We start from the raw sequence: 18267 nt of genomic DNA, 5'->3' as shown, positions 1-18267 counted from the left end.
ATGCCGTTCGGTCAGTCCGGCCGTCGGCCGATGACGTACAACCGCTGGGTCGTCTCACCCCGGCCTGTGATGGGTCCACGGAGGTACCACTCGATGTCGACGAGCCCTGCGCTCTCGGCGACCCCGACCACGAATGCCGGGTCGTGCAGCACGAAGTCGAGCTGGACCTCGTGACCGAACCAGTCGTCGAGGTGGCGGACGTCAGCCCCCGCATGCATGCCCAGCACCAGCCATCCATCCGGGGCCAGCGGGCGCACCAGGGCGCCGACCGCGTCCGGGAGCTCGGAGGGTGCCAGGTGGATGAGCGAGTACCAGCCCAGCACTACCGCCCACCCCGCACTCGTTGCGGGGCGGATCAGGCGCCGAAGGTCGCCGACCTCGAAGCTGCGGTCGGGGAAGCGCCGGCGCGCCTCGGCAACCATGATGGGCGACAGGTCGATCCCCATGGCGTCGGCTCCACCGTCGCCCAGGTATGCCGTCACGTGTCCCGGGCCCGCGCCGACCTCCACCACAGGCCGCCCGTCCGCATGGGCGATCACGCGGTCCAGCAACCAGCGCTCGAACGGCAGCCCACGCAGCTCGTCGACGAGCCGGTCGGCATACGTGGCGGCAACGGTGTCGTACGACGTTCGGACGCGCGCGTCGCGGGCATCGGCGCCGTCAGCCAGCACTGTCTCGCGGTCGACACTGGCCGCCGGGGCGGCGTCGGCGTGGTCCGGGACCGGACCGAGAAGATGGACCCAGCGCCGGTCCTTCTGCCCAGGTCGGCGGTCGAGCTCCCGTACGAGGGGTTCGGAACGGGCCGCCATCCTGCGAAGCGACTCCTCGACATCGCCTCGGTCGGCGAAGCTGTGCAACCGTTCGGTGCGGGTGCGCAGCTCACCGGGCGCTTGGGCGCCGCGCAGCAGGAGCACGGTGAGGATGGCTCGTTCGTCCGGCGCGAGTCCGAGCTGCTCGTCGAGGATCTGGTGGTACTTGAGCGTCCGGCGGCCCGTGTCGGCCCACACGATGCGGACCAGCCCTCGCTCCCTGAGGTCGCGCGCCGTCCGCTCGACGGTCTCCTCGTCGAGGTCAACGACCGGCTCCCGGTTGCTGGTCTGGTTGCATGCGGCCCGCAGCGCGTTGGCGGTCAGCGGATACGAGGCCGGCACGGTGGCCTGCTTCTCCAGCAGGCTGCCCAGGACGCGCTGGTCTGTGGGGTCGAGAACAGGGAGCTCGCTCACCCCAACGACTCTAGGGCGTACGTCCTCCTCGGTCGGATGGGAAGCGAGTGTGGACTGACGTGGTGTGGCTAGATCGGCAGGTCTGAGTTGAGCGGATTGTGTTCGCGCGTAGCCGATTCCGACATCAGCAGCTGTTCGACGATGAGCAGGGTCTGCTCGTCGTCGGTGCTCATGCGTCGACCGAACGGTCCCCGCGCCCGCGCGAAGGCCTGCCCGAGCTCGAGCAACGTCGACCGGGCCCGCTCGGCGTCATGCGGACCGGCCCGGTCGAGCAACCCGACCACGGCGATGAGCCCGGACGCGGTCGGGCGGCCATCGAGGTAGAACTCGTCGAGGAGCCATCTGCGATCCGCCGCCATGGCCTCCAGGATCCGCCTGCTCAGACCCTCCGCTCTCAACGCGCAGTCGGACACGCAGTCCCAGAAGGCGTTCCGCTCGTCGTCGTCGAATCTCGTGCGGCCCACCAGCGCGCTGAGGATCCACACACCACCCAGACGCACGGTGAGCCACTCCGACTCGGACCACTGTGTCTCATGCCCTGGCATATCGGTCCGCCTTCTTCCACTCCGGCCGACGCGCCGGACCGAACACAGGCCGAAACGTCACTGGCCACCGCCAGGCCGCTCCTTTCCACTATGCCACCGGGAAGCGCCGTCCACGACGGCCCACCTCAGAGCTGCTGGGCCAGGCCCACCACGTGACCCTGGGGGTCGGCAATGAGCGCGAACGACACTCCCGGGACGGTGACGGGCTCCTGTACGACGCGGCCGCCGAGCCGCGTCGTGTTCGCGATCGCATCGGACATGTCCTCGACGCCGACGAAGAACGTGACCAGGTCGCTGTCGCCCTGAAGTGGGCTGATCGCGGTGTACAGCGCTCCAGGGACGCCGGTCTCGACGAAGGTGTATCCGGGAAAGGCTCCTTCGGTGGGGTAGGTCCAGCCGAAGAGCTCACCGAAGAACGCTCGGGTTGCGTCTGGGTCGCTGGAGCGGATCTCGGCGTGCACGATGGGGTGACTCATGATGACCTCCTTGGTTCGCGGGCCACCGGATCGATGCGCTCGCAACACCTTGACGAACAACCGCCTCCAGAATCGACATGCGCCCCGGGTCAGGGCACGGCACGTCGCACCGCCAGGGCCCCGAGCCCGCCGCAGGCCGCGGCGAGAGCGACCCGCGTAGGCTTCCCGTATGCCGCAGGAGCCGACCCGCAGCGCGCCTGCAGGCGCCCGCATCCTCTGGGTCGATGCGTCGGCGGGAGTCGCAGGGGACATGCTCCTCGGCGCACTCGTCGATGCCGGCGTGCCGCTCGAGGTGGTCGTCGCGGCTGTCGAGGCCGTCGTGCCCGATACCGTTGAGATCACTGCCAGCTCGGTTCTCCGGGCCGGCCTCCGCGCGACGAAGGTCGACGTCACGCTGCGGGACCCGGATCGCCGCCGCCTGCATCATCACGGCCGGTGGGCGGAGATCAGGACGCGCATCGAAGTCTCCGACCTACGGGCCCGGGTCCGCGACCGCGCCATTCGGGTGTTCACGGCGCTGGCCCAGGTCGAGGCACGGGCGCACGGCGTGGCCGTGGACGACGTCCACTTCCACGAGGTCGGCGCGTGGGACTCCATCAGCGACGTGGTGGGGGTCTGCGCGGCAGTCGACCACATGGACATCGAAGATATCGTCGTCAGCCGAATCGCCCTGGGATCAGGGACAGTCGGCGCCGCGCACGGCATACTTCCTGTCCCCGTCCCGGCCGTCCTGAGCCTCGCGGCGGGCTGGGAGGTCGCGGCCGTGGGGGACGGCGAGCTGGCGACGCCGACGGGGATGGCGCTCGTGACCAGCCTCGCCGGGAGCCAGGGCCCGCTTCCTGCGCTGCGTGTCGAGGCGGTCGGGGTCGGTGCCGGCACCAAAGACGTGACCGAGAGGGCCAACGTCGTGCGCGTGGTCGTAGGCGCGCCCGTCGATGCGCTGGGATCGCCGCACACGCAGACCACGGCCGCCGAGGTGCACGACGGCGACGACCTGCTCGAGGAGGCTCTCGTCGTCATCGAGTCGAACGTCGACGACCTCGACCCACGTGTCTGGCCGTCCGTCGTCGACCTTCTCATCAACGCCGGGGCGGCCGATGCGTGGCTCACCCCCATAGTCATGAAGAAGGGCCGACCCGCCCACACGCTCAGCGTTCTCGCGCGGCCCGAGGACGTGCCTGCCCTGCGTGACCTCGTGTTTGCGCAGACGAGCACCATCGGCGTCCGTGAGCTGGCCGTATGCCGTTGGGCCCTGCCCCGCTCATGGGTGACGGTCTCCGTCAGCGGCCAGGACGTCCGTGTCAAAGTGGCGCACCGGAACGGCCGGATCGTCCACGCCACACCGGAGTTCCGGGATGTCGAGGACGCGGCGTCGGCGACCGGACGACCGGTGCGGGATGTGCTCGAGGGCGCGATTGCGGCTGCCGCGGCCGCCGGCCTCGAGCCGGGAGCTCCTGCGCCCTGAGGCCCGTTGCCGGTCGGGGGGCTGTTGGGGCGGGGCGCCCACTCGACGCAATGGGGGGCGCGGCCCCGGCGGGCACACGCTGCCTGCGCGTAGAGCCGGGGACCACGGTCGAGTGGCCGCCCGTCCCCACCGGTAACAGGCCTTTGGGGCCGTTGGGCTGTGACGCGTGGGACGGGGCGCCCACTCGACCTAAGGGGGGCGCGGCCCCGGCGGGTACACGCCGCCTGCGCGTAGAGCCGGGGACCACGGTCGAGTGGCCGCCCGTCCCCACCGGTAACAGGCTTTTGTGGCCGGTGGGCTGTGACGCGTGGGACGGGGCGCCCACTCGACGGCAAAGGGGGCGCGCGCGCTCGGCGCGCCGGACAACTCCGGACCACGGTCGAGTGGGCGCCCGTCCCCACCGGTAACAGGCTCTTGGGGCCGTTGGGCTGTGACGCGTGGGACGGGGCGCCCACTCGACGGCAAAGAGGGCGCGCGCGCTCGGCGGGCACACGCTGCCTGCGCGTAGAGCCGGGGACCACGGTCGAGTGGGCGCCCGTCCCCACCCGTAACAGGCCTTTGGGGCGGTTGCGCTGTGATGCGTGGGACGGGGCGCCCACTCGACGGCAAAAGGGGGCGCGCGCTCAGTGGGGTGCGTGGTCGCGGGGGGCCGCGATCTGCGCCGCGAGGTGCCCGCCGCCGTACCCGTTGTCGATGTTGACCACACCGACGCCCGGTGCGCACGCGTTGAGCATCGTCAGCAGTGGGGCGATCCCGCCGAAGGCCGCGCCGTAGCCGACGGACGTGGGAACCGCGACGACCGGGGCGCTCGCCAGACCGGCGACGACGCTTGCGAGAGCACCGTCCATGCCGGCCACGACGACGAGGGCGCCGGCCCGGTCGATCAGCTCACGCCGCGCCAGGACGCGGTGGATCCCGGCGACGCCGACGTCGACGACCAGCTCGACAGGGCGACCGAGGTGGCGCGCCGTGAGCATGGCCTCGCGCGCGACCGGGAGGTCCGACGTCCCGGCACAGAGGACGACCACGAGCTCACCTGTGGGAGAAGGGGGTTCGGCTGGCCAGACAACCAGTCTTGCAGTCTCGTCGTAGGCGGCTTCGGCGAAGACGTCGACGACCACAGCCGCGTGCTCGGCGGACGCGCGGGTGAAAAGCAGTGTCCCCGACGTCTCGCCGGTCGCGTGCGCGGCTCGAAGGCGTCGCGCGATGGCACGCACCTGGTCGGCCGTCTTGCCCTCGCAGTAGACAGCCTCGGGATAGCCCCGTCGAGCGCCGCGCTCGAGGTCCAGCTCGGCGACCCCGTCGAGCTGGGTACCCGGCTCATCGGCCATGGGTCGTCCCGACCAGCGGGAGCGTGAAGGCGCCGGACTGCACGCCGGCGAGGTCGAGGGCGACGAAGCGGAAGCCGGCCGCCTTGACGTCCGCGACCAGTCGTCCGCGAACCTCGGGCGACACCGCGCGGGGCAGGTCGTCCGGGTCCAGCTCGACCCGGGCCACGTCGCCGTGGTGCCGGACCCTGCTGTCCGCGAACCCCAGCCCGCGCAGCGCATGCTCGGCCGCCTCGACCTGCGCAAGCCGCACCGGATCGACCTCGGTGAAGTGCGGGATCCGCGACGCGAGGCAGGGCGCGGCCGGCTTGTCGGCGTTGGGCAGCCCGAGGGCGCGGGCGAGCGAGCGCACGTCGCTCTTGGTGAGGCCCGCGTCGGCGAGCGGTCGAAGCACCGCGTGGTTCGTCGCGGCCCGTGAGCCCGGGCGGTCCGGCCGTCGCGCGTCGTCGGCGTTCTCGCCGTAGGCGAGGACGGACAGGCCGTGCCGCTCAGCGACCTCGTCGGAGATCCGGGTGAAGAGCTCGTCCTTGCAGTGGAAGCAGCGGTCGGGGCCGTTGCGGCGGTATGCCGGGTTGTCCCCTTCGTGGGTCGCCACCTCCACGAGCGGGACGCCGAGGTGGGCGGCCACGTCGTGCGCGCCGCGCCGTTCGTCGCCCGCCAGGCTCGGAGAGACCCCGAGCACGGCGACGACTCGGCTGGGGCCGAGAGCCCGGATCGCGAGCGCGAGCAGCAGGCTCGAGTCGACGCCACCGGAGAAGGCGACGCCGAGCCGCTCGGCCGAGCCGGTCGGCATACGGCGACGGATGGAGTCGGTCACCTGCTCGGCGAGCGCGCCCAGAGGCTCGGGTAGGTCGACACTCACACTCTGAGGCCCACGCGCGGGAGTGGTCATCTCCCCATCCTTACGCCTCGACCTCGCTTCGGTCACCCGACCACAGCGTGTGGAAGGCACCTGGGCGGTCGACGCGGCCGTAGGTGTGCGCGCCGAAGTTGTCGCGCAGGCCTTGGACGAGGGCGGCGGGCAGCCGCGAGGCTCGCACCGTGTCGTAGTAGCCGAGCGCGCTGGAGAATCCGGGCACCGGCACGCCCGCCGTCGTGGCGAGCCCGATGACGCGGCGCCATGCGTCCTGACGGCCTGCCAGGCCCGCGGCGATGCTCGGTGCGACGAGGAGCGTGCGGAGTCCACCGGCGGCGTACTCGTCGCTGATCTGCGCGAGCAGGCGAGCCCGGATGATGCAGCCGCCGCGCCAGATGCGAGCGACCGTGGCGATGTCGACGCCCCAGTCGTACTCCTCGCTCGCCTTGCGGATCTGCTCGAGCCCTTGGGCGTACGCCACGACCTTCGAGGACCACAGTGCGTCGCGGACGTCGTCGACCAGCCGCTGCCGATCTGCAACGGGGACAAGACGATCCGGCCCGGTCAGCACCCCGCGAGCCGCGTCGCGCACGGCCGTGTCACCGGACGCCGACCGTGCGAAGACTGACTCCGCGATCACCGACACGGGCACGCCGAGCTCCAGGGCGGTCTGGACGGTCCAGCGACCGGTGCCCTTCTGCTCGGCGGCGTCGACGATCACCTCGACGAGGGGTCGTCCGGTGGCCGCGTCGACCTGGGAGAGCACGTCCGCAGTGATCTCGACGAGGAAGGAGTCGAGCTCGCCGGTGTTCCACTCGCGGAACACGTCGGCGACCTCGGCGGCCGTGAGACCGGCGGCCGACAGCACGTCGTAGGCCTCGGCGATGAACTGCATGTCGGCGTACTCGATGCCGTTGTGCACCATCTTGACGAAGTGCCCCGCACCGTCCGGCCCCATCCAGGCGCAACAGGGCTCGCCGTCGACCTGCGCGGCGATCGACTCGAGGATCGGCCCGAGCGCGGCATACGACTCCTTCGAGCCGCCCGGCATGATCGAGGGCCCCTCTAGCGCCCCGACCTCCCCACCGGAGATGCCGGTGCCGACGAAGTGCAGGCCGTGCTCACGCAGCGCGGCCTCGCGGCGCCGGGTGTCCTCGAAGTGCGCGTTGCCACCGTCGACGACGATGTCGCCCTCTTCGAGCAGCGGGACGAGCTCGTCGATGACGGCGTCGGTCGGACCGCCGGCCTTGACCATGATGATGATCCGCCGGGGGCGTGCGAGCGAGGCGACGAAGTCCTTGGTCGCCTCCGACGGCATGAACGAGCCCTCCGAGCCGTGTTGCTCGATGAGGGCGCGGGTCCGCTCGGGCGAGCGGTTGTGCAGCGCGACGGCGTGGCCATGACGGGCGAGATTGCGGGCCAGGTTGCTGCCCATGACGGCGAGGCCGGTCACTCCGATGTCGGCGAGATTGCTCACGATGGGCTCCTTTGGAGGAGAAGGACGTTGACGGTATGCCGGTTGGATGAAGTATGCCGTGTCGCTGCGGGTGCGGTCAGGCGTCCTTGCGCCAGCGGCGGCGGAGCGCGAAGGCGGCGGCCTTCGGCCGGCGGTCGCGGGTGAAGACGCCCTTCTTGTTGCCGTCCACCCGCATGATCCCGGAGGTCGTCGCGAAGTCGGCGAAGTTCCAGACCTGTTCGCCCACGACGGCATCGCAGGCGTCGAAGACCCGGTGGTTCATCTCGAGGTAGCCGACCTGGTACTCCTCGCTCCACGGCTGTGGCGTCAGCGAGTGGTTGCCGGCCAGCGTGTCGGCGCCGTACTCGGTGATGATGATCGGCTTTCCCTCGGAGGCCCAGCCCTCGAGCTCGGCCGTCCACGCGAGCTCGGCGCCGGCGAGGTCGCCGGTGTTGACGTACCACCCGTAGTAGCGGTTGAGCATGAGGACGTCCGCGAACTGCGAGACGCGGCAGGTCCCGTAGGGCGAGAGCATGACGTTGACGAAACCGACCGGCCTCGTCGGGTCGGCTTGACGCGCGACATCGAACAACGGGCGGAAGTAGTCCTCGGCGCCCTGCGTGTCGGACTCCGGCTCGTTCGCGATCGACCACACGACGACGCTGGGGTGGTTCCTGTCCCGGGCGACCAGCTCTCGGATCGCTTGGGCGTGCACCTCGCGGGTGGCGTCGTTGACAGTCTCCGGCGAGAAGGTCGTGTAGCCCTGCCCCCCGAAGATGCCGCCCCCGAGACCCATGTTGAGCCCGACCGCAGCCGTCTCGTCGATGACGACGATGCCGTGGCGGTCGGCGTAGTCCAGGACGTCCTCGGAGTACGGGTAGTGCGAGGTGCGGAACGAGTTGGCGCCGATCCACTCGAGCAGCTCGAAGTCCTGGACGAGGTGGGCGGGGCTGTGCGCCTTGCCGATGGTCGCGTGGTCCTCGTGCATACCGAAACCCTTGAAGTAGAACGGGTCTCCGTTGATGAGGAACTCCGTGCCGCGGACCTCCACGGTGCGGATCCCGACGGGTTGGTGGTAGCTGTCGACGATGGCGCCCGCACCGCCGACGAGGCGGACCTCGAGGTCGTAGAGGTAGCCGTGGCCCGGCGCCCACAGGTGGACGTCGGGGACACTGAGCGACCCGGTCGCGCCGCGTCCGGTGGCGACCTCCCGTCCGAGGGCGTCGACGAGCGCGACGGAGACCTCGAGCCCGTCGGCTTCCGCAGCCTCGACGCGGTAGTCGACCGAACCGGTGTTCCCCTCGAAGCCGGTGACGACCGTGACGTCCTCGATGCGGGCCGAGGGGGTGGCGACGAGCCACACCGAGCGGTGGATGCCGGCGAAGTTGAAGAAATCGTGCCAGTAGCGCTGCGCCGGTCCAGAAGGGGTCTGCTCGATCACCCCTGGCGGGATGGACTGGAAGCTCAGCGTGTTGTTGACGAGTGCCGTGATGCGGACCGGCTGCCCGGGCGTGACGAGCTCCGTGATGTCGGCCTCGAACGGCGTGTATCCGCCCTCGTGGCTCACCACCTCGTGGTCGTCGACCCACACGGTCGCGCGATGGGTGGCCGACTCGAGGTGGAGCACGACACGCTGACCGGCCCAGCCACGCGGCACGTGCACCGTGCGCTGGTACCAGATGTCGCCCACGAAGTCCCTGACCGCGGCGTCGGCGGTGAGGTCGTTGAAGCTGGCCGGGACGGCCATGTCGCGTGGCGAGGGGAGGGCTCCGCGGTACCAGCCGGCCTCGCGGCCCTCCGCGCCGACGTCGAGCTGGAAGGCCCAGATGCCGTCGAGGCGCTTGGTCTCTCGGGTGGTCGTGTCCTGGGGGCGCAGCATCAGAGGCCTTTCGTGAAGCGGTCGGGGTTCTTTCCATTGAGTCACCCGTCCGCGCACGGGGGCGAGCGATTGCCACCAGTTGCCATGGTTCCTAGATTGACGAGATGGACCGTCGTCCCACGATCTACGACGTGGCGCAGGCTGCCGGCGTGGCGGCGTCGACGGTGTCGCGCGCGTTCGCCAGGCCGGGGCGGGTCAACGCGGAGACGGCGGCCCGGATCTTCGAGGCGGCCGAGGCGCTGGGCTACCGCTCGGGTGCCCTCCCCGGGCTGGTCACCTCGCGGACCAGGTCGCTGGCCCTGGTCGTCACCGACATCACGAACCCCTTCTATGCCGACATCATCCGCGGTGCGCACGAGGCGGCCGGGGAGCTTGGCTACACCGTCCTTCTCTCCCACACGCAGGAGGACGCACAGCTCGAGCGCGAGTGGACCGAGCGCGAGCTCCGCGCGGTCGAGGGGGTTCTGCTCGCGAGCTCACGCATGTCCGACCAGGCAATCCGCATGATGGCCAAGCAGAAGCCCGTCGTCGTGCTCAATCGCCGCCTGCCCGAGGTGCCGAGCATCCTCGTCGACAACGCCCGCGGTGTGCGCCGCGCCGTCGAGCATCTGGCGGAGCTCGGCCACGAGTCCATCACGTATGTGGCGGGGCCGGAGGCGAGCTGGACGGACGGGACCCGCTGGCAGGCGCTGCGCGAGGCGGCATACGAGCTCGACATACGGCTGCGGCGGGTCGGGCCGTCCAACACGCCGACTGTCCAGGCCGGGTTCGGCAAGGCCCGCGAGGTCGCGGAACAGGGCGCCACCGCCGTCATCGCCTACAACGACGTCATCGCCATCGGCGTCCTCAAGGGCCTGCTCCGGCTGGGGGTCGCGGTGCCCGGCGAGGTCAGCATCGTCGGGTTCGACAACACGCTTCTGGCAGAGATCACCGAGCCCGAGCTCACCACGGTCGCCGCACCCCTGCACGCGATGGGCACGACCGGCGTGCGGAACCTCGTCGCCATGGTCGGTGGCGCCGTGCCGAGCCGGGAGCCGATCGTCATGCCGGTCCGGCTCGTCGTGCGCCGCTCGACCGGTCAGCGCAGCCGGAAGAGGACCTCGCCCGCGTCGGGCACGACGAACGACCCGGCCTCGGCCTCGGCAGCGACGTCGATCGACTCCGGGTCGACGTAGCCGAGGTTTGCGGCACGGCATACGTCCTCGGGGATCCGCGTCGCCAGGGTCACCCTGACCCGCATCCGCTCCTCGCCCGTCTCGGCGTCATACGTCCCGGCGCCCCCGAGGTGGGTCGAGTGCGCGAGCGTTCCCCAGTGGATGTGCTTGAAGCGGTCCCACTGCTTCACGAAGTAGTCACGGCAGTGGTAGCCGATCTCGTTGATCTCCGGGTGGCTGGTCGAGATCTCGGTGATGTGCGGGGCATAGAGGATGACCTCGCCGCCGTCTGCGACCGCGGGCTCCAGCTTGTAGAAGCCCTTTGCGCCCGTCCAGATGTCCTCGTACATCGCCGGGATGATCGAGATCACTCGGCGCACCGGCTCGTCGAGGTAGTGGACATGGGTCGCGGCGCACACCTGGGCGGCGCTGGCCCACGAGGCGACGGTGTCCCCGAACGAGATCGAGTGCAGGTCGAGCGAGCCGCTGGCGCCGACGACGCAGAAAGCGAGCTTCTCCGCCGGCACGAGAGCGGCGCCCTCGTTGATGAGGGCCCGCACCGGGGTCACCGCGGTGGTGCCGATGATCTCGGCTGATGTGATGAGCGCGCCGATCCAGTGCGAGACGTCGATGATCTCCTGCCCGGCGACCCCGGGGAAGAAGTACTTGTTCCCGCCCGAGATGCCCACGACCTCGTGCGGCAGCACCGGCCCGACGACGAGGGCGACGTCGTGCTCGACGACCGCGCGGTTCAGCAGCACGCGGACGTCCTGGCTCAGGCGCCCTTCGGACAGCTCGGCCAGGCGCGCGGCCGGGATCGTGCCGAGGTCGGCGAACGTCTCCGGCTTCCACCACTCGTGGTTGACCACGGTCATGCCGGGGTAGGTCTCCTCGAGCCGGCCCGGCTCGTACCCGAGGTGCTTCCCGAGGGCCTCCTCGCTCATCGGCTGGTGCGTGCCGAGCGCGACCAGGGTCGTCAGGCGGCTGACCCTGCCGTGCAGGGCCTCGTGGACGGCGCCGACGAGGAGCGGCATGGGGCAGGTGCGGGTGCCGTCAGGCACGAGGATGCACACGCTCTTGCCGTCGACATCTGTTGCCGCGAGCTGCGCCGCGATGAAGCCGCGCACCTGCTCCGAGGTCAGGACGCCGTGCTCGTCGCCGAGCCGTGCCGCTCGGCGGGCCGCCTGCTCGGGCGCCTCATCGAGCGGCGGCGCCATCGGAGGCCCGGTCTGCTGGGTCGTGGTCATGCGCCCCACTGTCCGCCCAGCCCTGCGACGTGACAAGGCGCCCGGGCAACTCGTGGCAACACGTGGCGTCCGAGAAGCGCGCCGGTCGACCATGGAGCGCATGACGACCGTCGCAGCAGCCCCACCCCTCGTCCTCAACCCGGACCGGCTCTTCCCCGCCGACCCCGCGACCCGTGACATCGCGCGCCGGCTGTATGCGGTCGTGCGGGACCTGCCGATCGTCTCCCCGCACGGGCACGTCCCTGCCGAGTGGCTCGCCGACGACACACCCTTCCGCGACCCGACCTCGCTGCTGGTGTCGCCCGACCACTATGTCTTCCGGCTGCTGCACGCTCAGGGCGTGTCGCTCGAGGATCTCGGCGTCGGCAGCCCCCTCGACGAGGCCGGCTCACGCCGGGCCTGGCGGCTGCTCGGCGAGCACTGGGCTGCCTTCCGCGGCACGCCCAGCCGTTTCTGGATGGAGGCGGTGCTCGGTGACGTCTTCGGCGTGACCCAGCGGCTGACGGCAGAGACGGCCGACCAGATCTACGACGCGATCGCCGAACGCCTTGCCGCCCCGGAGCTCCGGCCGCGTGCCTTGATGCGTCGCTTCGGCATCGATGTCCTCGCCACGACGGACGACCCCGCGCACGACCTGCACCACCACCGTCGCCTCCGGGACGACCCGAGCTTCGGCCACCGGGTCGTGCCCACCTTCCGGCCGGACCGGTATCTAGAGCCGGCCCGCCCCGACTTCCCCGGTGTGATGACCGACCTGGCCCGGGCGAGCGGCATCGACACAGGGTCGTATGCCGGGTACCTCGCCGCGCTCGAGGAGCGGCGCCGCTTCTTCATCGAGCAGGGCGCCGTGTCGGCCGACCACAGCCACGCCGACGCCGTGACTCTCGCGCTCGCCCCCTCGGATGCGGCCGCCATCTACGACCGGGCCTTGCGTGGAGTCGCCAGCCCGCGAGAGGCGACCGCGTTCCGCCGGCACATGCTGCTCGAGATGGCCCGCATGTCGGTCGAGGACGGCCTCGTCATGACGCTCCACCCGGGCGTGCACCGCGACCATCATGGGCCGACCGCGCGCCGTCTCGGCTCCGACACGGGCCACGACATCCCGGTCGCCGCGGAGTTCACGCGAGGCCTGAAGCCCCTCCTCGACCGCTACGGGACCGAGCCGGGCTTCCACCTCGTCCTCTTCACGCTCGACGAGACCGTCTTCTCGCGGGAGCTGGCACCGCTGGCCGGCTTCTACCCGAGCGTCTTCGTCGGAGCCCCCTGGTGGTTCCTGGACGCCCCGGAGGCGGTGCGCCGGTTCCGTGGTGCCGTGACCGAGACGGCGGGCTTCTACCGGACGTCGGGGTTCATCGACGACACCAGGGCGTTCCTGTCCATCCCGGCACGGCACGACATGTCGCGACGGCTCGACGCGGCATACCTCGCGCAGCTCGTCGCGGAGCACCGGCTGGAGGAGGACGAGGCGGCCGAGACCGCGGTCGACCTGGTCACGAGCATCCCGCGGAAGGCGTTCAAGCTGTGACCGGCTCCAAGAGCTCTGAGGCGTCGTATGCCGCGGCACCCGAGCGCGGCGAACCCGCGGTGTCCGCCGGCGTCGGTCACGCGCTGAGCCGCTCGGTCGCCGGGCGCCGGCCGGCGCCGGTGCGCCACGTGCACCTCGGGGTGGGCAACTTCTTCCGCGCGCACGCGGCCTGGTACACCGAACACGCATTGGACGCGGGGGAGTGGGGGATCGCTGCCTTCACGGGCCGGTCCGCCGACGTTGCCGACGCGCTCTCTGCCCAGGACGGGCTCTACACGCTGCTCGTCAAGGGGCCGCAGGGACTTCGTGCCGAAGTCGTGTCCAGCCTGAGTGCGGTCCACCCGGGTGCCGATCTGGCGGAGCTGCGCGCGTACTTCGCCGACCCGCTCGTCGGCGTCGTCACGTTGACCGTCACGGAGGCAGGCTACCGTCGCCGAGTCGACGGGTCCCTGGATGTCGACTCGGCGGATGTGGCCACGGATATCGGTGCGCTGCAGGCAGATCCAGTCAACGGTGTGGTCACGACCACACCCGGTCGGCTCGTCGCGGGGCTGCTCGCGCGACGAGCGGCGGCTGCGGGCGCCATTGCGATCGTTCCCAACGACAACGTCCCCGAGAACGGCGCCATGGTGTCACGGATCGTGAGCGACCTTGCGGCCCACGTTGACCCGTCTATCGGGGCGTGGATCGGCGAGCACGTGTCCTTCGTGACGACGATGGTCGACCGCATCACGCCGCAAACGACCGCGTCCGACCGGCAGGAGGCCGCGACGCAGACCGGCTACGACGACGCGGCTCCGGTGCCGACCGAGCCATTCTCCGAGTGGGTGCTGGCTGGCGACTTCCCGGCCGGCCGACCGCGCTGGGAGGATGCTGGCGCGCGGTTCGTGGACGATGTGCGTCCCTTCGAGCAGCGAAAACTGTGGCTGCTCAACGGCTCCCATTCGCTCATGGCCTACGCGGGGTCCGTGTTGGGGCACGAGACCGTCGCTGACGCGATCGACGACCCGACGGTGAGATCGTGGGTCGAGCAGTGGTGGGACGCCGCGGCACCGCATCTGGAGCTGCCGGCCCATGAGGTCGTGGACTACCGGTCGGCGCTGCTCGAGCGCTTCCGCAACAAGAGCATCCGTCACCGGCTCGCCCAGATCGCCGCCGACGGCTCGCAGAAGGTCAGGATTCGCGCCGTCCCGGTCATCCGGGCCGAGCTCGCCGCCGGCCGGTCGGCCTCGGGCGGCACGCGGCTCGTCGCCGCGTGGGTCGCACACCTGCGCGGACACGGGGCGCCGGTGACCGACGCGCTGGCTGACGAGGTCCGGGGGCTGGCCGGAGGGTCGGTCGCCGAGGCGGTTGCCGCTGTCCTCGGTTGGCTCCGCCTCGACCCGTCGCTCGCGACCCTGGTGGCCGGCCAGGTCGAGGACATCGAGCGCCGGGCAGCGCTGTGACACAGCCAGATTCCGTCGTCGCCGGCACATCACCGGCAACAAGCGGCAACTGATTGCCGCGCACGGCCCAGCGGCCCTGTACTTGAGGCACTACCCGGCAGAAATGCCTTGGCCCACAAAGGAGTTCGGCTGATGGCCACCATCACCACAGAGCAGATCGCTCAGAAGTTCATCGACGAGCGGCTGCCCAAGCGCTCGGTCGCCGGCTATGGTTTCGGCGACTTCGCCAACAACCTGGCCTTCTCCCTCAGCACCGCGTTCCTGCTCTACTACTACACCGATGTCGCCGGGCTCTCGGCCGCGGCCGTAGCCACGATGTTCTTCGTCGTGCGGCTCTGGGACGCCGTCGCCGACATCTTCGCCGGGCGCCTCGTCGACCGCACCATGACGCGCTTCGGCAAGTTCCGCCCCTTCCTGCTCTTCGGCGCCGTGCCGCTGCTGTTCCTCAGCTTCCTCACCTTCCACATGCCCGAGTCGATCGACGACGGCGCGAAGCTGCTCTACGCCTACGTCACGTATGCCGCTCTGGGACTGGTCTACTCGCTCGTCAACATCCCTTACGGCTCCCTCGCCTCGGCGATGACCCAGTCGGTCAAGGAGCGGGCCAAGCTGGTGGCATCGCGGTTCTTCGGCGGTGCGGTCGGCGGCGTCGTACTGACGTACATCATCGCGCCCCAGATCTCTGACCTGAAGGCTCACCGGAAGGCCCTCTCGCCCGCGGAGTACCGGGAGCAGGCCCAGGCGATCTTCACCCAGACGACGCTGCTCTTCGTCGCCGTGGGGACGGCGGCATACCTCATCACGTTCTTCCTCTGCCGCGAGCAGGTCGTCAGGACCCAGCCGCGGGTGTCCTTGCGGGACACGTGGGAGACGCTGCGGCACAACCGCCCGCTCGGCTACCTCTGCGCCTCGAGCTTCTTCTACCTCGTCGGGCTCTTCGCGGTCGGCGGCGCCTCGGCGTTCTACGCGCAGTACGTCATGGGCGACATCATGTGGCTCGGCCCGATCACGCTCGTCAACAGCGGAATCTCCATCGTCGCGGCTCCCTTCATCCCGAAGCTGGTCGACCGGTTCGGCAAGAAGGCGCTCTTCCAGTGGTGTGGCCTGTTCACCGTCGGCGGTGGCCTGGCTCTCTTCTTCACCCCCACCGGTGCCATCGCGCCGGCGCTGATCTTCATGGGAGTCAAGGGAATCGGTGCTGCCCTCATCAACACCGTGATGTTCGGCCTGGAGGCCGACACGGTCGAGTACGGCGAGTGGCGGTCCGGCTCGCGCTCCGAGGGAGCGACGTATGCCGTGTTCTCCTTCACGCGCAAGATCACCCAGTCGATCGGTGGCGCGGTCGGCGCCGCGGCCCTGGCCTTCGGTGGCTACGTCTCTGCGTCGGCCGCGGTGCCCAGCCCGGACCAGCCCGACTCGGCGATCCTGGCGATCCGGGTCACCATCGGCCTCCTGCCCGCCCTCGCTGCCGCCATCGCGATGCTGATCTTCTGGAAGTACCCGCTCACCGACCAGCGCTTCCGCGAGATCCGCAACGAGACCGAGCTGCGCAAGGCCCGGCAGGGCCACCTCATCGCACCCGACGGACACGTCATCGAGTAGCGACCAGGCTCCTCGCCGTGCCCTGTGATTCTGCTCCGGAATGCGGAGCAGAATCACAGGGCCGCGACGGCGTCCACCTCCACCTGGCCCGAGGGTGTCTCGCGGGTGTGGCGGCGTCCCGGGTCTGGCGGTGTCGCGGGGCTGGCGGATCCTGACGGGTCAGAAGGGCATCGAGATGAACGGTGATGCGTAGGCCTGGTCGCCGACCAGCTGGCTTTCGGCCTCCGGAACGAGGACGCGGTTCCTCTCGGCCTCGAGGGTCATGCCGAGAAGTCGGACGTCGCCAGCGGTGGCGAGGCCCGTCACCTCTGTGTGGGACAGGACCCAGGACACTGTCGCCGTGATCCGTTCCTGGTCGTGGTAGGGCTCGTACCAGGTCGTGTGCGAGTGCTCGGCGCCGTCCGGCCAGTTGCGACGCGAGACGGCCTTGATCGTCATCAGACCCGCGTCCTGGCGGCGGACCTCCTCGACGAGGGCCGTGTAGTCGGTGCGGAACTGCTCGGCGCGCCAGAGCACCGGGTTGAGCGGCGTCAGCACCGTCGCGAAGGGGTAGCGACGTAGGGCCTCTCGGTGGGTTGCGGCCGCATCACGACCGTGACCGGTGATGCCGACCGCGCCGACCAGGCCCTCGCTCTGCGCGCGCACCGCCGCCTCGAGCGCCCCGTCCGTCCCGGTGGCAGCGTCGAGCTCCGCCAGGTCGCCGATCGCGTGCAGCTGCAGCAGGTCGACACGGTCCGTCTGGAGCCGTTCCAACGAGGCGTTGATCTCCTGCCAGGCCGCGTCCTTGGCGCGCTGGCCCGTCTTGGTCGCCAGGAAGATCCGGTCACGGATCTGCGGCATCCAGGGACCGAGGCGCAGCTCGGCATCCCCGTAGCTGGCCGCCACGTCGAAGTGGTTGATGCCGCCGTCGAGTGCCTCCTGGATCGATCGGTCGGCCACATCCTGGGTCACATCGCCCAGTGCCGCCGCGCCGTAGATGAGTACCGAGCTCAGGTGTCCGAGGCGTCCGAGCCTACGCATCTCCATGAGCACCAGCCTCGACCTCCGAGGCGAGACAGGCAACCCGGCCACCAGCGTCAGCGGGTGGGTCCGCTCAAGCGATCCGGATCCGCAGCCCCGCGGGGACGGTGTTCGCGTCGGCGATGCCGTTGAGCCTGACCAGCCGAGCGACGGTCGTGCCGAACCGGCGGGCAACCGCGCTGAGCGTGTCACCGCGCTTCAAGGTGTAGAACTGCGGTGATGCCACCCCAGGCGTGCCCGCAGTGGCGGTCCCGGGAATGTGCAGGACCTGTCCGACTCTGAGGAGGTCCGCGTCCTGAATGTTGTTCAGCCGCTGCAGAGTTCCGACGCTCGTGCCGAAGCGAGCCGCCAGCTCGCTGAGGGTGTCGCCCGGTTGAACCACGTGAACGCGCCCGCTCAGGACCACCCCTGCGTGGTCCGGAACCTGGGCTGCGACGCTCGGGACGATAGCGGTCCCCTTGTCGTGCGCTGCGTCCCACAGCAGCCGTCGGGTCTGCAGGCCTGCCGGGTCCTTCGACGAGGACGGGTCACCCCGGTTGACCGCGTTCGAGATCGACTTGATGTTGCCCGAGTCGCAGATCTGCACGAGAGTGCGCCCCCAGCCGTGGTTGGCGGTGAAGTACCACAGGCCCCCGAGCCACGCCCACTTCAGGTCGGCCAGCTCATCCTCGTTGCGGACGAAGAAGTCGTCGGTGTCCACGAGCCGGCGACCGTGAGCCCACGCTCCGAACCGCTGGTAGTTGTCCTTCCAGGTGACCTGGATGAACGTGCGCCCGTAGTAGGGGAAATAGGCGCGGCCCTTGCCACGGCCGAACTCCCTGGTGGTGCGCAGGAAGGCGGACTCCTGGATGGTCTGGGACAGGAATCCGGCGCACCGGTTGACGGTGTTCATCCCGCCCAGTCGCATCGCCTCGGTGGCGCCGCGAGCGAGCTCGTCGAGGCTCGCGATCTGGCCGCCGCGTGCTCCGGCCGCGCCGAGAATGTCGCCGAGCATGGACCCGTTCAGTGTCATCTTTCGATCACTCCTCATGTCTGCGACCTGCTCG

Annotated in this window: 15 protein-coding genes; 5 read left to right on the top strand and 10 right to left on the bottom strand. The window is 70.3% G+C overall.

The genetic code is table 11. The features are described 5' to 3' along the window. Nucleotides 1–11: 11 nt before the first annotated feature. The 3 genes from ACWEOW_RS00395 to ACWEOW_RS00385 form a co-directional block, all read right to left on the bottom strand. The gene (locus ACWEOW_RS00395; RefSeq protein ID WP_452267163.1) at nucleotides 12–1223 is read right to left on the bottom strand and encodes a DUF480 domain-containing protein; all 1212 of its coding nucleotides are present in this window, start codon (nucleotides 1221–1223) and stop codon (nucleotides 12–14) included. A gap of 68 nt (nucleotides 1224–1291) precedes the next feature. Next, a complete protein-coding gene (locus tag ACWEOW_RS00390; protein ID WP_452267162.1) occupies nucleotides 1292–1768 on the bottom strand; it encodes a hypothetical protein in 477 nt (158 codons plus the stop codon). Nucleotides 1769–1893: 125 nt separating this feature from the next. Further along, a complete protein-coding gene (locus ACWEOW_RS00385; protein ID WP_452267161.1) occupies nucleotides 1894–2244 on the bottom strand; it encodes a VOC family protein in 351 nt (116 codons plus the stop codon). A 169-nt stretch (nucleotides 2245–2413) separates the two neighbouring features. Between ACWEOW_RS00385 and larC the strand changes: the two genes are divergently transcribed. After that, on the top strand, nucleotides 2414–3709 hold the full coding sequence (gene larC, locus ACWEOW_RS00380) for a nickel pincer cofactor biosynthesis protein LarC (protein ID WP_452267160.1): 1296 nt from the start codon (nucleotides 2414–2416) through the stop codon (nucleotides 3707–3709). A 623-nt stretch (nucleotides 3710–4332) separates the two neighbouring features. Here the strand turns inward: larC and larB are convergent. From larB to uidA, 4 genes are all read right to left on the bottom strand, one after another. Continuing rightward, nucleotides 4333–5040, bottom strand: a complete 708-nt coding sequence (larB, locus tag ACWEOW_RS00375) for a nickel pincer cofactor biosynthesis protein LarB (RefSeq protein WP_452267159.1) — start codon at nucleotides 5038–5040, stop codon at nucleotides 4333–4335. Continuing rightward, nucleotides 5030–5929, bottom strand: a complete 900-nt coding sequence (larE, locus tag ACWEOW_RS00370; RefSeq protein WP_452267158.1) for an ATP-dependent sacrificial sulfur transferase LarE — start codon at nucleotides 5927–5929, stop codon at nucleotides 5030–5032. Before larE ends, larB begins: the two co-directional genes overlap by 11 nt. A gap of 10 nt (nucleotides 5930–5939) precedes the next feature. Beyond that, nucleotides 5940–7370: an NADP-dependent phosphogluconate dehydrogenase gene (gene gndA, locus ACWEOW_RS00365; RefSeq protein WP_452267157.1), complete on the bottom strand. Its 1431-nt coding sequence runs from the start codon at nucleotides 7368–7370 to the stop codon at nucleotides 5940–5942. A 76-nt stretch (nucleotides 7371–7446) separates the two neighbouring features. Then, nucleotides 7447–9228, bottom strand: a complete 1782-nt coding sequence (gene uidA / locus ACWEOW_RS00360; RefSeq protein WP_452267156.1) for a beta-glucuronidase — start codon at nucleotides 9226–9228, stop codon at nucleotides 7447–7449. A 104-nt stretch (nucleotides 9229–9332) separates the two neighbouring features. Between uidA and ACWEOW_RS00355 the strand changes: the two genes are divergently transcribed. Next, a complete protein-coding gene (locus ACWEOW_RS00355; RefSeq protein ID WP_452267155.1) occupies nucleotides 9333–10403 on the top strand; it encodes a LacI family DNA-binding transcriptional regulator in 1071 nt (356 codons plus the stop codon). Here the strand turns inward: ACWEOW_RS00355 and ACWEOW_RS00350 are convergent. After that, entirely contained in the window at nucleotides 10307–11629 is a 1323-nt protein-coding gene (locus tag ACWEOW_RS00350) for a lactate racemase domain-containing protein (RefSeq protein ID WP_452267154.1), read from the bottom strand. The genes ACWEOW_RS00355 and ACWEOW_RS00350 overlap by 97 nt on opposite strands. A gap of 100 nt (nucleotides 11630–11729) precedes the next feature. On the opposite strand from ACWEOW_RS00350, the gene uxaC reads away from it, so the two are divergent. The 3 genes from uxaC (at nucleotide 11730) to ACWEOW_RS00335 (ending at nucleotide 16201) form a co-directional block, all read left to right on the top strand. Beyond that, nucleotides 11730–13154 carry a glucuronate isomerase gene (gene uxaC, locus ACWEOW_RS00345; protein WP_452267153.1) on the top strand — a complete coding sequence of 475 codons (1425 nt, stop codon included), beginning with the start codon at nucleotides 11730–11732 and terminating at the stop codon, nucleotides 13152–13154. Next, complete coding sequence (locus ACWEOW_RS00340) at nucleotides 13151–14599, top strand: mannitol dehydrogenase family protein (protein ID WP_452267152.1); 1449 nt, start codon at nucleotides 13151–13153, stop codon at nucleotides 14597–14599. Before uxaC ends, ACWEOW_RS00340 begins: the two co-directional genes overlap by 4 nt. 132 nt (nucleotides 14600–14731) lie before the next feature. Beyond that, nucleotides 14732–16201, top strand: a complete 1470-nt coding sequence (locus ACWEOW_RS00335) for a glycoside-pentoside-hexuronide (GPH):cation symporter (protein WP_452267151.1) — start codon at nucleotides 14732–14734, stop codon at nucleotides 16199–16201. Between the two features lie 159 nt (nucleotides 16202–16360). Here the strand turns inward: ACWEOW_RS00335 and ACWEOW_RS00330 are convergent, their stop codons facing one another. Both ACWEOW_RS00330 and ACWEOW_RS00325 read right to left on the bottom strand, forming a co-directional pair. Continuing rightward, complete coding sequence (locus tag ACWEOW_RS00330) at nucleotides 16361–17227, bottom strand: aldo/keto reductase (protein ID WP_452267150.1); 867 nt, start codon at nucleotides 17225–17227, stop codon at nucleotides 16361–16363. 67 nt (nucleotides 17228–17294) lie between these two features. Next, entirely contained in the window at nucleotides 17295–18233 is a 939-nt protein-coding gene (locus ACWEOW_RS00325) for a LysM peptidoglycan-binding domain-containing protein (RefSeq protein WP_452267149.1), read from the bottom strand. Nucleotides 18234–18267 lie beyond the last annotated feature (34 nt).

This window comes from Monashia sp. NPDC004114 (assembly GCF_053603855.1).
Note: the sequence above shows the minus strand (reverse complement) of the source record. Positions and strands in the feature narration are given on the sequence as shown.

Coding starts and splice junctions, on each gene's coding strand:
- uxaC (WP_452267153.1), top strand. CDS start 11,730: ATGACGACCGTCGCAGCAGCCCCACCCCTCGTCCTCAACCCGGACCGG.
- ACWEOW_RS00355 (WP_452267155.1), top strand. CDS start 9,333: ATGGACCGTCGTCCCACGATCTACGACGTGGCGCAGGCTGCCGGCGTG.
- larC (WP_452267160.1), top strand. CDS start 2,414: ATGCCGCAGGAGCCGACCCGCAGCGCGCCTGCAGGCGCCCGCATCCTC.
- ACWEOW_RS00385 (WP_452267161.1), bottom strand. CDS start 2,244: ATGAGTCACCCCATCGTGCACGCCGAGATCCGCTCCAGCGACCCAGAC.
- larB (WP_452267159.1), bottom strand. CDS start 5,040: ATGGCCGATGAGCCGGGTACCCAGCTCGACGGGGTCGCCGAGCTGGAC.
- ACWEOW_RS00325 (WP_452267149.1), bottom strand. CDS start 18,233: ATGACACTGAACGGGTCCATGCTCGGCGACATTCTCGGCGCGGCCGGA.
- ACWEOW_RS00350 (WP_452267154.1), bottom strand. CDS start 11,629: ATGACCACGACCCAGCAGACCGGGCCTCCGATGGCGCCGCCGCTCGAT.
- ACWEOW_RS00390 (WP_452267162.1), bottom strand. CDS start 1,768: ATGCCAGGGCATGAGACACAGTGGTCCGAGTCGGAGTGGCTCACCGTG.
- larE (WP_452267158.1), bottom strand. CDS start 5,929: ATGACCACTCCCGCGCGTGGGCCTCAGAGTGTGAGTGTCGACCTACCC.
- ACWEOW_RS00330 (WP_452267150.1), bottom strand. CDS start 17,227: ATGGAGATGCGTAGGCTCGGACGCCTCGGACACCTGAGCTCGGTACTC.
- ACWEOW_RS00335 (WP_452267151.1), top strand. CDS start 14,732: ATGGCCACCATCACCACAGAGCAGATCGCTCAGAAGTTCATCGACGAG.
- uidA (WP_452267156.1), bottom strand. CDS start 9,228: ATGCTGCGCCCCCAGGACACGACCACCCGAGAGACCAAGCGCCTCGAC.